Below are 14285 nucleotides of genomic sequence, written 5' to 3' on the forward strand. Positions count from 1 at the left end.
CTTAGATTAACACATGAAGTGCAATACCAAATGCAAGGTGAAAAAAAGACCTAGATGCGCTAGCATCAAAGTTTTTATCCACCGACCAAAGTGAGATTGCAACCATGAGCTATACACATCTAAGCCTAGGTGAACGATACCAGATTTATGCCCTTAAAGGGGCAAAACATAGTATTAATTTTATAGCGAGGGTGTTAAACAGAAGTCCCAGTACCATATCAAGAGAGCTTAGGCGTAATAAAAGCCTACGAGGTTACCGAGCAAAGCATGCTAATAACAAGGCTTGTGACAGACGGGCTAACAACGCCACAACTATTGTGACTGACCTCTGGGCATGGGTGACAGACAAGCTTAAAGAGAACTGGAGTCCTGAGCAAATATCTGGCGTTCATGCTGGTATCAGTCATATGAGCATTTATCGCTATATTTGGCGTGATAAGAGGCAGGGCGGTACATTGTGGCAGTGTCTCAGACGTAAAGGAAAACCATACCGGCAGCGTCTAACCGCTGAGACTCGAGGCCGTATCAATGACAGAGTCTCGATTCATGAGCGCCCTTGTATTGTTGAAGAACGCTCACGTATTGGAGATTGGGAAGCGGATACCGTTATCGGTCAGCATCACAAGCAAGCGATTGTCACGCTCGTTGAACGTAAAACGGGGCTGCTGAAGATGAAGCGTGTGGGTCATAAAACAGCACAGCAAGTATCAGAGGCAATGATAGAACTCTTAGCGCCAGTGAGGTTGCAGGTTAAGACCATTACCTCTGACAATGGTAAAGAGTTTGCTCAGCATAAGAAGGTGAAACAAAAGCTCTTTAGCCCTTTCTTCTTTGCCGATGCTTATGCGTCATGGCAGCGAGGAACCAACGAGAATACCAATGGCCTTATCAGAGAGTACTTGCCTAAGGGTTGTGACTTTAGACAAGTCTCTGATAATGAAATACAGGACATTGAGAACAAACTAAACAACAGACCAAGAAAACGATTAGGGTTTAAGACGCCTATGCAGGCGTTCTATAATATTAATTAGCGTTGCACTTGGTGTGTTAATCTAAGGATAAAAATAAACGGCTGAAAGGTCAGCCGTTTATAAAAAGTTAAGTGTTTACTTGAGCGTTTAATAGATCAACATTTAAGATTTTTGCGCGCGGTTTTGTAGCGGATCGCCTAATAGTACGCTGCCTGAGTTTTCGCGGCGCTCTTCATCGCTTAACTTACTAGCAGAAACTTTAGATTTACGCTTCCACTTTAGGCTAAATAAGTCGTCACGGCGATCGAGTAAATTATGTACAGAGCCTTCATTACGCACATGAATGAGCTTGTCTAAATTTAAATCGGAGAAGAATACCATCTCCGTATTAGCCGTGGTCTCCGCCATAATCGCATCATGCGGAAAAGCAAAGTCAGAGGGCGAGAAGATAGACGACTGCGCATACTGAATATCTAAGCTCTCAACTTGTGGCAGGTTACCGACTGAGCCGCAAATCATCACATAGCACTCGTTTTCAATCGCGCGGGCTTGGGCGCAGTGGCGTACGCGCAAGTAGCCATTTTGAGTGTCTGTCCAAAACGGCACAAATAAGATATCCATATCATCGAGTGCCATGAGACGCGCAAGCTCTGGGAACTCAACGTCATAACAGACTAAAATACCAACGCGGCCGGCATCCGTATCGAATACTTTTACCTCATCGCCGCCCTCAATCACCCAAGCGCTACGCTCGTGGGGGGTGATATGAATTTTGCGCTGCTCCTCAACGGTGCCATCACGGCGACATAAGTAACTGACGTTATAGAGGGTATCGTTTTCATCGAGTAGCGGCATAGAGCCGGTAATGACGTTGACGTTATAGCTGACGGCTAAATGCGAGATTTCATTCTTAAACCATTCGGTATAATCTGCCAAAAAGCGAATGGCAACGTTTTGATCCGTCGACTCGCATAGTCCCATCAAGGGCGCGTTAAAGAATTCTGGCAGGCAAGCAAAGTCAGAATTATAATCGGCCATGATATCAACGAAGAACTCGACTTGTTGTAGTAGCTCCTCAGGCGACTCGACCTCACGCATCTGCCATTGAATACCGCCGATACGCACCTCAGACTTGCGAGTGTTCGGCTTGTAGTCTTTGGGCTCATAGTAGATATTAGCCCACTCAAGGAGCGTTGCAAAGCCTTTGGACTGCTTATCATCAGGCAGGTAGCCGGTCAAAATACGCTTGACGATAAAGCCGTTAGACAGCTGAAAAGAGAGCGCCGGATCATGAATCTCACGTGATTCAACAGCGTCGATATACTCGCCTGGCGTCAAGTCCTGATGGTTATAATATTTAGGAATACGGCCACCAGCTAAGATAGAGCGAAAGTTCATCTGCCGGCACAGCTCTTTACGCGCATCATAGAGGCGTCGGCCCAAACGATAACCGCGATACTCAGGATCGATAAGCGCATCCAACCCGTAGATAGCGTCGCCCTTAGGATTGTCTTTTATGATCTCTCTATGACCGATAAGATCGTCATAAGTATGCGGGTTTGAGAATTTGGCATAATCGACGCGCATCGATAGCACCATCCCGATCAGCTTATCATGGTCAAATAAGGCAATTTGGCCTTCAGGAAAGGCATCGATTAGAGTGTGAATCGTGGTCTTTGACCAAGCGCCGCCTAAGTTGACGTAGACGCGATCCATCAGCTCTTTGACTTGTGGATAGTCTTTTTTCTTAATCTCGGCAATCGTTAAATGAAAGTCGTCTAGTTTTTCTATCTTGCTCATCGGTGTTCCTATTTTGGTAGTGTTAGCCATTGAACGTAGGTTGGCTGTGATTAACTTTCTTTATTTGCTATGGTTTGATGGGTTTTTAAACAACTATTTGTTCGCTTAAATGCATAAGCTACGCCTTTAACTAGGCTTGTTTATCAGTCAGTTTTCTGTTTTTCTTGGTTTATAAAAAAAAGTATTAAATCCGTAGTACGAATGATACAATAATTAATAATAACAATTACTTGCCAGTTTCTATTTAGAATCTATCCTTTATTTTGTCTCTCGAAAATCTGTGTTTGTCATCATAACATTTGCGCAACAGGTTACTAGTTAATCCTAGTAAGCGTGACAGTCACCGCTAGTTTAGTTTATTTATTTGGTCTACTAGTCAGGTAAACCACTATTAGGATTGCATATGACCTTACTTCTAAACCATACCGATACGGTTAAAGCTTTAGATAAAACAGCAGAAACCGCTTTGATTCGTTTGGTTTATGTGAGTAGTTTGACGCTCCATTCGCGCCTAAAAGCTTCGATATTTGATGAAGTAGAAGCGCATGCGCGTGATTATAATGAGCAGCAAGGTATTACTGGTACGCTATGTTATGGCAATAGCCATTTTTTGCAATGTTTAGAAGGCGAAAAAGCGAAAGTACTAGCGCTACAACAGCGAATATTTGCGGATAATCGTCATAAAAACATCAAGATACTCTTACTCGAAACCATTGATCAGCGTATCTTTTCAGATTGGCGTATGCGCTTACTGTTTTTGGAGCGCTGGCTGTGGTCCCCTGCGACCAAACAGCAGGCGATGCAACTCTCCCCATTCCTACCTTTTGCGCCGCATGGTTGGAGTAGCCAGCGTACTGAGCAGTTTTTGCAAGTGATTAAAGATTTTCAGACGCCGCCGCACATCAAAGCTGCGGGTATCACTTATAATGCCATGGGTAATATGATCAAGCACGTGGCCGCGCCGCACCAAGCTTTCTTAGTCGTGCAAGGGTTTTTGGCGGTATTATTAGTGGTCGGCTTACTGCTGCTCAATTACTGATTACAAACCTGGCGAGCCAATCAGCGATTATCTGCTAAGCCTTTTAGCTTTTTAAGTCAGCACCTCAATCATAAAACTAAAAACGACGCTAGACTAAATGTTTAGCGTCGTTTTTTACTGCGATTTTGAAATCAATAGCCTTATTACATATCAAAAATCTTACCGCGATTCATAATATTATTGGGATCAAAGACTTTTTTGACTTCGCGTAGATAATCAATCTCAGTATCACTGCGACTATAGTTGAGATAAGGCTTCTTAGTCATACCCACGCCATGCTCTGCTGATACCGAGCCGCCATATTTTTCTACGGTTTCAAACACATATTTATTGACGATTTGACACTCATCAAAGAAATCGTCCTTGCTCATATTCTCAGGCTTTAAGATATTAAGATGTAAGTTGCCATCGCCAATATGGCCAAACCAGCACACTTCAAAGTCAGGATAATTGCTGCTGACGATCGCATCGATCTCTTCAATAAACTCAGGCACGTAGCTGATCAGCACTGACACATCGTTCTTATACGGGGTGAATACTGAGATGGTCTCAGAGATATACTCGCGTAGCTTCCATAGCTCTGCCGCTTGCGCCAGGCTCTGACTCATGACCCCATCGACGACCCAGCCCTCATTCATACAGTCTTCAAAGATCGCCATCGCCTTATCCATAATGGGCTCATAAGGTGCTTCGAACTCAAGTAGCGTATAAAACTTAGTGCGCGATTCAAATGGCTCTTGTACTTGACCGTGCGCCATCAGCTTATCGATAGCGGTATCATCAAAGAACTCAAAGGCGGTTAGATCAATCTTCGCTTGAAAGGCGGAGAGTACGTTCATAACGTCATTGAAGCTATCCATACCCAGCACCATGACGCTTAAGTCTTGAGGCAGACGATCGAGCTTAATCTGCGCCTGAGTGACTAGACCCAACGTACCCTCAGAACCAATAAAGAGTTGACGCAAGTCATAACCGGTGGCGTTTTTGATCATCCCGCGATTGAGATGCAAGATATCGCCTTTGCCTGTCACTACCGTTAAGCCCATAATCCATTGACGCGTCATGCCGTAGCGGATCACCTTGATACCGCCGGCATTGGTGCCGATATTACCGCCCATTTGGCTCGAGCCTGCCGAAGCAAAGTCAACGGGGTAGTATAAGTCTTTGGATTCAGCGAACTGCTGGAGCTGCTCGGTGACCACGCCCGCTTCGATCTCAACCATACGATCAGCGGGATAAAAAGTGCCAATCTGATTCATCTTATCCATGCTGACGACGATCTCGCCATTCGCGGCTACTGCGCCCGCCGAGAGACCAGTACGACCACCGCTTGGGGTTAAGACGACGTCATGCTCATTGGCTAATAATACAATCGCTTGCACTTGCTCGGTCGATTTTGGGAAGACGATGGCAGAGGCGGCCGGCGCAAAATGTTTGGTCCAATCTTTACCCCAATGCTCTAGGCTCTCGCTATCGGTTTTGATTTGGCTCTCTTCAAACTGATGGCTATGAAGCAGAGCTTGTAAAATAGCTTGCACTGCTGCAGTATCAGTAGCAGACTGCAAGCTTGGCTCATTAATGTCTGCTTGCTTTGCGGCGTGAGTGCGCTCATGGGCCGGTTGGTTTTCGGTAACGATATCATTCATAATAGTCTCGGCGATTTAGCAGTAGCAATAGATAAAGGGGAAGAGATTAGATAAGTCTAATATTAGCACATCACGGTGCTATATCTAAGCAGATGCAAGGCTCAAATAGTCATTATTAACCAAAACGATGACGACTTATTCCTGTTATTCCCTAACATCCTTGGGCAATTTTGTGTAATATAAACGCATTGTTTTTATTCATCATAAGTGAGTGATAATACAAGAGGGCGTCGCTTTCACTTTTTTAATGGTCATACTTGTTTGAACGGTGATGGTGTTAAAAGTGATGGTTTTAAAAGCGATGGTTTTAAAAGCGATAGTTTTAAACCGATACTAGAGTTAGGGCAAACTACTGGCATGAGTTTTGGCAGCGTCTGTAAAAGCAGTACGCTAAAAAAAGCATATCAGTAGCGTAGTATTATCTTTAAACAGAGTCGAGCAGATACACGGCTCACACCCTACTTATCAATCAACTGCTCACTTAACAAATCATAGGAAAGATCTCGTATGGCATTATCATTACAAAAAGATAAAATTCGTTTTCTATTACTAGAAGGCTTGCATGAAAACGCTTTAAAAGTATTAGAAGGAGCGGGTTATAGCAATATCGAATACTTAAGCCACGCGCTTGATGAAGAGGAGCTGATCGAAAAAATCAAAGATGCGCATTTCATCGGTATTCGCTCGCGTACGCAGCTCACGCGTCAAGTATTAGAAAAAGCCGAGAAACTCATCGGTATTGGCTGTTTTTGTATTGGTACCAACCAAGTCGATCTTGAAGCGGCACGCGAGATGGGTATTCCGGTCTTCAACGCCCCTTATTCCAATACGCGCTCAGTGGCTGAGCTGGTATTAGCCGAAGCTATCATGCTGTATCGCGGTATTCCAGAGAAGAATGCGACCGTCCATCGCGGCGGCTGGGGCAAGTCTGCCAAAAACTCGCACGAAGTGCGTGGTAAGACCATCGGTATCGTCGGCTACGGCTCTATCGGCTCGCAGCTATCCGTACTAGCCGAAAGCTTCGGCATGAAAGTCATTTATCATGACGTGGTGACTAAGCTGCCATTAGGTAACGCGGTACAAGTTGGCAGCCTAGAGGAGCTACTCTCTACCGCTGATATCGTCACTTTGCATGTGCCAGACGTACCAAGCACGCGCTATATGATGGGCGCTGAGCAGTTCGCGCAGATGAAAGAGGGCAGCTACTTTATCAATGCCGCTCGCGGTACTTGTGTGGAGATTGATGATCTAGCCGCAGTTATCGAGTCGGGTAAAGTGCTCGGCGCGGCGATTGATGTGTTCCCTAAAGAGCCAAAATCTGCCGATCAAGAGTTCGAGTCGCCACTACGTAAGTTCGACAATGTCATCTTGACGCCGCATATCGGCGGCTCAACGCAAGAGGCGCAAGAGAATATCGGTCTAGAAGTGGCTGAGAAGTTTGTAAAATACTCAGACCAAGGCGATACGGCGACCGCAGTCAACTTCCCAGAAGTGTCGATACCATTCAAAGAAGGCTCGCATCGTCTATTACACATCCACAAAAACGTACCAGGCGTCCTCTCGCAAATCAACCGCCTGTTCGCCGAAGCGGGTATCAATATCTTAGCGCAAAGCCTTATGACCGAAGACGATGTCGGTTATCTAGTGATGGATGTCGATTATAACGACTCAACTGCAGCGCTTGATCAACTCAAAGATGTCGAAGAAACGATCCGTGTGCGTATCTTGTTCTAAGTTACTAGCTATAGCTTAAGACAAAAAAGAGACTCCTAAGTGAGTCTCTTTTTTATATTGCCGATTAAAGTTTTATAGGGTCGCTGCTGGGCTAAGGCGATCTTCTATACAATATAACTACTTTGCGTTATTGGCTTCATCTGCCTGACGACGTGCTTCCTCTTTTGCCATTTTACGTTTTTCCATCACCTCTTTGACTTCGCTACCGATGTGCGCTTCACCGCGAGCCTTAGCTAATTGCATCTGCCGCTCACGCTCGCGAAAACGCGCTTTTTGCTCGTCGGTCGCTTTACCGATACAATGCGGGCAAGACTCACCTTTACTATAGGCGGGGCTTTGCATATCCTCTTGAGTGATCGGCATCCGGCAAGCAAAGCATTGCTCATAATCGCCTTTTTCTAGGTCGTGATTGACCGAGACGCGATTATCAAAGACGAAGCAGTCGCCTTGCCACATAGAGTCTTCTTTTTGCACTTCTTCTAGATATTTGAGGATGCCGCCCTCTAAGTGATAGACCTCTTCAAAGCCTTGCTCGCGCATATAAGCGGTGGATTTTTCGCAGCGGATACCGCCAGTGCAGAACATCGCCACCTTTTTATGCTTGGCAGGATCGAGCTCTTTTGCCACGTATTCTGGAAACTCGCGAAAGGTTTCAGTATTAGGGTTAATGGCATTTTCAAAGGTGCCGATTTGCACTTCATAATCGTTACGGGTATCGATGAGGATGACTTCTGGATCAGAGATCAGCGCGTTCCAGTCTTTTGGCTTGACGTAGCGCCCAACCGACTGCAAAGGGTCGATATCTTCGACGCCCATCGTGACGATCTCTTTTTTGAGCTTCACTTTGGTGCGATAAAACGGCTGCTCGTTGGTATAAGACTCTTTAAAGGTAAAGCTGCCAACGGCTTCGATACTACGCAAGTAATCTAAGACATTATCGATGCCCGAGCGTGTGCCTGAAATCGTCCCGTTGATGCCTTCGCTAGCAATCAACAATGTGCCTTTGACATCGTTACTCAGCATGGTATCTAAGATGGGCTGGCGATAGTCTTCATAATTATCGAAGCGAGTAAACTTATAAAGCGCCGCGACAACGATATTGTTGGTTTCGCTATCGTAGGCGGGTGCTGATGTTGCAGTGGGGTTGTTGGTGCTCATACGGGTCTCCTGCGGGCTAGGACGTAAACCTAGTGCATTGATTCATTTAGGATAGCTATCTAATACTAGCAATAACACTAACCTGATTGTGGAATTGGTTAGCGCGGGCGTAGTGTAGCAAATTTGGCTCAAGTTTTGAATATTTTATTGCTGATATAGTCAGTTTGCAGTAAAACTATTAGTTATAAATTTTGCTTGCGTGCTGTTATTGTTCGACGCTGCATAACTGTTATTCAAAAGAAACATCGCAGCAGCGCTACGTCATTTTTGAAGGGTATCGACTATACTATGACTCAAGTTCTAAATAAGGCTTAAGAATAAAAAATCCAGCATCTAAGCTGGATTCTCTGTTTTGAATTAAGTTCCTACCACATCAAATCATCTGGAATCACATACGCCGCGTATGGATCATCTTCTTCCATCTCATTCTCGGACTTATCATTCGACACTACGATGAAGCCCTCTAACTTAGCATTGATACGATCAGCAAGCGGTCGTGGCAGTAGTGCGTAGTCGTCTTCTAAACGCGCGATGACCACAAAACCTGCGACGATTTGCTCGTAGAGCTTCTGCGTGGTGTAAATCTTCTTAATCTTAGAGTCATCGACGAACTGATAGCTGACCTCGCCATCGGTCTCGGTGATTTGATGCTGCTTTATCATCTGAATGATATTGGCGCGTAGGGTTTTTTCTTCTAACTGCTGCTGCTTTTGCTGATTGAGCTTGAGATCCTTTTCAGCCTTTTCAGCTTGCGCGGCGGCTAGGGCTTTTTTGCTTTCAGTAGCCGCAGCGTCGCCAGTTCGCTTGGCGTGCTGAGCTTGTTTGCTTATTTTTTTGGCTTTTTTATCGTCTACTAGACCTGCTTTTAGGAGCTGCGCTTGTAAGGCATTTTTGGCCATAATGGGATCACCTGCATAACGGTATTTGAATAAAGTATGGGCTAACAAAATATGTGTTAGCAAAAGATTCGCTAATAATAGGATAGATAGTAGCAAATTTCATCTATTGGCGTCAGTCCTTAAGTGATGCTGAGCGCTTATTTTATAGCCATAAAAAATCCAGCACAAAGGCTGGATCTATTGGTAAACGACATCTGCGCTAAAGCTTACTTGCTTTATTGACGCCGATTTATTTACTCTGAAACCAAGTATCCGCTTTGCTACGAGCGCTTGCGATATCAGAAGAGGATAAGTTAAGCGCTAACTGACCGATTTTACCACGCGCTTTATTACGTACCTTTTCATCTAGCATGCCATCACGAGCCGCTAGGTCATACCACTTATAAGCGTCGACTAGGTTTTTTTGCTTCTCATCGAGTAGCGCAAGCGTGTAGCTGGCACGGTTGTCGCCGCGCATGGCTGCTTTTTCTAACCATTTACGCGCCTGCTGGATGTTTGGCTGAACGCCTTCACCGCGAAGATACATAATCGCTAGATTGAGCTGCGCAGGAGCAACGCCTTGCTCGGCGGCGCGGGTGTACCACTGGATCGCTTGCTGCGTGTTTTGCTTGACGCCTTGGCCTTTTTGTAGACGCTTGGCAAGATAGAACTGCGCGTGATCGCTACCTTGGGCAGCGCGAGCAGATAAATCACTAACTGACATTAGCTCAAAACGTGAGGTATCAAGCGGTACGTTTGAGATTAGCTCAGCATTGGCTAGGCCAGCACAAGAAAATAGAGCGGTGAATAAGGCAGCTTTTAAGAGTTTCATAGCGGCTCCAAAATAGGCAGTGAGTAATGAGTGAACAAACAATATCTTCGTTTGAGTAATATCGTTGTTGAATAAGTAATAAATATGCTTGAGCTTATCTTAGGGTAGCGGCTGGGGTAAAGTCCTTTTTAGCCATATTGCTTATACTAAAGCGCCAGATAAACGGTCGAAAATGGGTTGTCATTGACAATATTTTGTAAGCTTAACACTCAAAGTTACGAAACTCAAATACTAATTACCTACTTTTACCACAGTTCAGCGCCGCAGGAAGCCAATAAAATCATAGAGTTACATTAGCGTGACTTATTGCCACAAGTCTATAACCTACTTTGTAACCTTATTTATTCCTATTTTATGAGAGTTACGGCGCTTAGTTATTACCACTATCTTTAAACTCATTAAACGCTCTAGGCTTTAGTTACTCGGTAAATAGCCACATCCGCTAGCAAGTTTGGCGCTTGACGCACCAAGGTTGACATAAGCGGCGCATAGCCTTTTTCAGAGTCGCTCACCGCAAAACGGTTAAGAATACGAATATTATGCTTAGCGCACAGCTGCTCAAAGTCCTTGAAGGTACATAGATGAATATTCGGGGTGTTGTACCATTCATAGGGCAGGGCTTCTGAGACCGGCATCATGCCTTTGAGTCCTAAATGAATCCGGTTTTGCCAGTGGGCGAAGTTGGGAAAGGTAATCACTGCTTCACGGCCGACGCGCAGCATATCGAGGAGCAGCTCGTCAGGGTTTTTGACCGCTTGTAGCGCTCGCGCCATCACCACGGTATCGAAGCTGTCATCTGCGAAGCGCTCAAGGCCGTCATTGAGATCTTGTTCGACGATAGATAAGCCTTTGCCGATGGCCTCGTTTATTTTGTGCTCATCGATCTCAATGCCATAGCCGCTAACGCCGAGCTGCTGCTGCAAATGCGCGAGTAGCTCGCCGTTGCCGCAGCCTAAGTCTAAGATGTGCGAGCGCGGCGCAATCCAGCGCTCAGCGAGTTGATAATCCATTCTCATGAGCGCGCTCCTGTTAGCTGATTGGGCTGTTGCTTGTCTGTAGTGTTATGATCGCTGATAAACGGCGCCGTCAAAAAGCCTTTGATAGCCCCCATATAGCGCGGGATATCGAAAAGAAAAGAATCATGACCATGCGGTGCGTCGATATTGGTATAGCTGACCGGTTTACCTGTCGCCATTAGCGCGTCGACAATCTCTTGTGAGCGCTCAGGAGCGAAGCGCCAATCGGTGGTAAACGATACAATCAGATACTGGCACTGCGCATGAGCAAAGGCAGTCTTTAAATCATTAAGCTCAATAGAGCCTTCTACCACAGCGGCTTCTTCGACCTCTTGTTCAGCGTCTGCTATCACCTGATCGATACTTTGCTGCTTGTCCTCATTATCACTTAGCGCTTGCTGCTCAATCTGTGCTTGATAGCCACGCGTTGGATCAAAATAGTCTAAGGCTTTGGTCATCAAAAGATAAGTATTGGCATCGAAGTTTTTGCTAAAGCGCTCGCCTTGATAACGCAGGTAGCTCTCAACCTGAAACTCGACATCGTAGCCGTACATAAACTTGCCGGACTTTAGGTCGCGGCCGAACTTAGCTTTCATCGCATCATCGGTTAGATAAGTGATATGACCGACCATCCGCGCCAGTATCAAGCCGCGCTTAGGGTACGTGCCTGCTTGTAGATAGCGTCCGTCCATAAAGTCAGGATCTGACAAGATAGACTGCCGCGCCACTTCGTTAAAGGCGATGTTTTGCGCGGATAGCTTCGGCGTACAAGCGATGACCACACAGCGTTTAAGGCGATCAGGATAGTCCACGGACCACTGCATGGCTTGCATACCGCCCATCGAGCCGCCAACGATAGCATGCCAGATATCGATGCCTAAGCGATCAGAGAGCATGGCTTGGGTTTTGACCCAATCTTTGATGGTGATCAGCGGAAAGTCAGGGCCATAGACTTGTCCGTCATCGCTCTCAGGATTGACAGTGGTCGGGCCAGTAGAGCCAAAACAGCTACCGATATTGTTAACGCACACCACATAGAACTGATTGGTATTGATGGCTTTATTAGGGCCGATCATATTATCCCACCAGCCGGCTTTTTTATCGTCCTCATTATAGTAGCCAGCAGCATGATGACTGCCAGATAAGGCATGACAGATCAAAATCGCATTCGACTTGTCTGCATTCAAGGTGCCATAAGTCTCATAGACCAGATCAAAGGATGGCAAAGTGCGATTACACTCCAAAGTCAGCGGCTCGGAGAAGTGCATCGTCTTAGGCGTGATTAAGCCTACTGATCCTTTTGGGCCTTTTGCGCTTTTTTGGGGCTGTTCGTTGGAGGACGCCTCAAAGTCGTTATCGGTCGAAGAATGGTTAGTCGAAGTGTTATTAGTATCAGAACGTACGCTCAAAGCTACCTCGCAAGATGACGTTTTTATAGGGGCAAATACAGCGCTATGCTCATTGCCGATGCTGTCTATTGTATGGCGATGCGCCTGCGAGTACAACCTAGATTAGCAGGGTTTAAAGACGCAAAGCGGCAAAGGGCAAACGAGCGGCATTTCTCCTGCGTATATAGACGATAAAATGCTACACTAAGCAACACAAAAACAGCTTAGTATCTTTAAGTATAGCTTAAGATGTTTAAGAAAAGGTAGCGAGAACCTTATCAAACCCTTCATAAACTTTATTCAAATAATGGGCTGCTATGAAACCTAAACTGCCTCCGCGTATTGCTGTGTTATTGATCAATCTAGGTACACCAGACGCACCGACCGCGCCTGCGGTACGTCGCTATTTGCGTCAGTTTTTGTCCGATCCGCGTGTGATTGAGATTCCAAGATTCCTGTGGGCGATTATTCTCAATCTGTTTGTATTACCTAGCCGCCCTAAGCGCGTGGCGGAAGCTTACGCAAGTATTTGGGATGGCGACTCACCGATGCGCAATATCTTAAACGCTCAAGCTGAGCAGCTAGAGCCGCGTTTGGCCGCGGCAAATGCGCCGTTTCGAGTCACCGTACATCCAGCGATGAGCTATGGTAATCCGGGCCTGCCTGATGTCATGGATAAACTGCGCTCTGAGGGCGTCGATCATTTTGTCTTGCTGCCCGTGTTTCCGCAGTATTCAGCGACCTCAAGTGGCGCGGTCTATGATGCGATCAATAAGTGGGCGCTCAAGCAGCGCAATCTGCCCAATTACACCATTGTCAAAGACTACTTCGCGCATCCGCTATATATCAAGGCCTTGGCTGATAGCATTCGCCGCTTCCAAGCCAAACACGGCAAGCCTGAAAAGCTGATGTTTAGCTTTCATGGTATCCCGCAGCCCTACGCCGATAAAGGTGACCCTTATCCAAGCCGCTGCAAATGTACCGCCGCGCAAGTCGCGCAGGAGCTAGGTCTGAGCGCGGATGAGTGGATTATCAGCTTTCAATCGCGCTTTGGCAAGCAAGAGTGGGTCAAGCCTTATACCGATGTGGTGCTAGATGACTGGGCGAAGTCTGGCGTCAAGTCGGTACAGATCATCAGCCCGGCGTTTTCGGCAGATTGTCTGGAGACACTAGAGGAGCTGGCGATTGAGAACCGCGATAACTTCATTGAGGCGGGCGGTGAGGAGTATCATTATATCCCAGCGCTGAATATGGATGAGGCGCATATCGACTTGTTAGAAGCAATGAGTGCGCCGCTGGTTAAAGGCTGGGCGGGCACGCTTGAGGGCTGGGTGTAGGTGATTACTGCTTTTAAAACAAAAAAACACGCTCAATTTGAATTGAGCGTGTTTTTTTGTGGCTGTTTACAACTTAGCCTGAGTAATCAAATAATTATTCTATTAAAAATCATCATCATTACTGCGCTCGGCAGCTTCCTTATCAGCGATGTCGACTATACTAGGATACGTGTCATCGTCTAAGTTATCTTGTACTAACACGTTCTCGACAGTAGCTTCATCGACATTTTGTCGATGCATAGGCGTTAAGCCCTGAGTGGCATTGGTACCGACTTCTGAATTATCGAATCCGGCACTATTGTCAATCACATCATCATTATCAATAGTGCGCAGCATATCGTTGTCTAGATCGACAAGTTGATTATCACGGTCCATATCAGTGCTTTTATTACTATGAATGCTGTCCATCTCTTCTGGTAGTGGTGATTTTGAATTGTCCATAGCAGCTTCCTTATTGTCATTATTAAGATTATGGGTATTAAAGTT

At 45.9% G+C, this 14285-nt stretch carries 12 protein-coding genes; 4 read left to right on the forward strand and 8 right to left on the reverse strand.

The window, feature by feature from the left end:
• The first annotated feature begins 104 nt into the window (after positions 1–104).
• The gene (locus W234_RS13615; RefSeq protein WP_025643743.1) at positions 105–1031 is read left to right on the forward strand and encodes an IS30 family transposase; all 927 of its coding nucleotides are present in this window, start codon (positions 105–107) and stop codon (positions 1029–1031) included.
• A gap of 102 nt (positions 1032–1133) precedes the next feature.
• Here the strand turns inward: W234_RS13615 and W234_RS0102685 are convergent, their stop codons facing one another.
• On the reverse strand, positions 1134–2771 hold the full coding sequence (locus W234_RS0102685; RefSeq protein ID WP_025644495.1) for a carbon-nitrogen hydrolase family protein: 1638 nt from the start codon (positions 2769–2771) through the stop codon (positions 1134–1136).
• A 403-nt stretch (positions 2772–3174) separates the two neighbouring features.
• Here W234_RS0102685 and W234_RS0102690 point away from each other — a divergent pair, with 403 nt between their 5' ends.
• Complete coding sequence (locus W234_RS0102690) at positions 3175–3810, forward strand: BLUF domain-containing protein (RefSeq protein WP_025644497.1); 636 nt, start codon at positions 3175–3177, stop codon at positions 3808–3810.
• Positions 3811–3953: 143 nt separating this feature from the next.
• Here W234_RS0102690 and W234_RS0102695 read toward each other — a convergent pair whose 3' ends face one another.
• The gene (locus W234_RS0102695; RefSeq protein ID WP_227501944.1) at positions 3954–5456 is read right to left on the reverse strand and encodes an FAD-binding oxidoreductase; all 1503 of its coding nucleotides are present in this window, start codon (positions 5454–5456) and stop codon (positions 3954–3956) included.
• Positions 5457–5963: 507 nt separating this feature from the next.
• Between W234_RS0102695 and serA the strand changes: the two genes are divergently transcribed.
• Positions 5964–7190, forward strand: coding sequence for a phosphoglycerate dehydrogenase (gene serA, locus W234_RS0102705; protein ID WP_025644501.1), 1227 nt, complete (start codon positions 5964–5966; stop codon positions 7188–7190).
• Positions 7191–7307: 117 nt separating this feature from the next.
• Here serA and W234_RS0102710 read toward each other — a convergent pair whose 3' ends face one another.
• From W234_RS0102710 to metX, 5 genes are all read right to left on the reverse strand, one after another.
• On the reverse strand, positions 7308–8348 hold the full coding sequence (locus tag W234_RS0102710; RefSeq protein ID WP_025644503.1) for a rhodanese-related sulfurtransferase: 1041 nt from the start codon (positions 8346–8348) through the stop codon (positions 7308–7310).
• 365 nt (positions 8349–8713) lie between these two features.
• Positions 8714–9247, reverse strand: coding sequence for a DUF2058 domain-containing protein (locus W234_RS0102715; protein WP_025644505.1), 534 nt, complete (start codon positions 9245–9247; stop codon positions 8714–8716).
• Between the two features lie 229 nt (positions 9248–9476).
• Entirely contained in the window at positions 9477–10058 is a 582-nt protein-coding gene (locus W234_RS0102720) for a tetratricopeptide repeat protein (RefSeq protein WP_025644507.1), read from the reverse strand.
• 407 nt (positions 10059–10465) lie between these two features.
• Positions 10466–11074: a methionine biosynthesis protein MetW gene (gene metW, locus W234_RS0102725; protein ID WP_025644509.1), complete on the reverse strand. Its 609-nt coding sequence runs from the start codon at positions 11072–11074 to the stop codon at positions 10466–10468.
• Complete coding sequence (gene metX / locus W234_RS0102730) at positions 11071–12483, reverse strand: homoserine O-acetyltransferase MetX (RefSeq protein ID WP_025644511.1); 1413 nt, start codon at positions 12481–12483, stop codon at positions 11071–11073. The genes metW and metX overlap by 4 nt, the downstream gene beginning before the upstream one ends.
• A gap of 296 nt (positions 12484–12779) precedes the next feature.
• Between metX and hemH the strand changes: the two genes are divergently transcribed.
• The gene (gene hemH, locus W234_RS0102735) at positions 12780–13799 is read left to right on the forward strand and encodes a ferrochelatase (RefSeq protein ID WP_025644513.1); all 1020 of its coding nucleotides are present in this window, start codon (positions 12780–12782) and stop codon (positions 13797–13799) included.
• Between the two features lie 102 nt (positions 13800–13901).
• Here the strand turns inward: hemH and W234_RS0102740 are convergent, their stop codons facing one another.
• Positions 13902–14240 (reverse strand): hypothetical protein, encoded by a 339-nt coding sequence (locus W234_RS0102740; RefSeq protein WP_025644515.1) that lies wholly within the window; start codon positions 14238–14240, stop codon positions 13902–13904.
• Positions 14241–14285: the final 45 nt, after the last annotated feature.

It is taken from the genome of Psychrobacter sp. TB15 (genome assembly GCF_000511655.1).
GTDB classification, from domain to species: Bacteria; Pseudomonadota; Gammaproteobacteria; order Pseudomonadales; family Moraxellaceae; genus Psychrobacter; species Psychrobacter submarinus.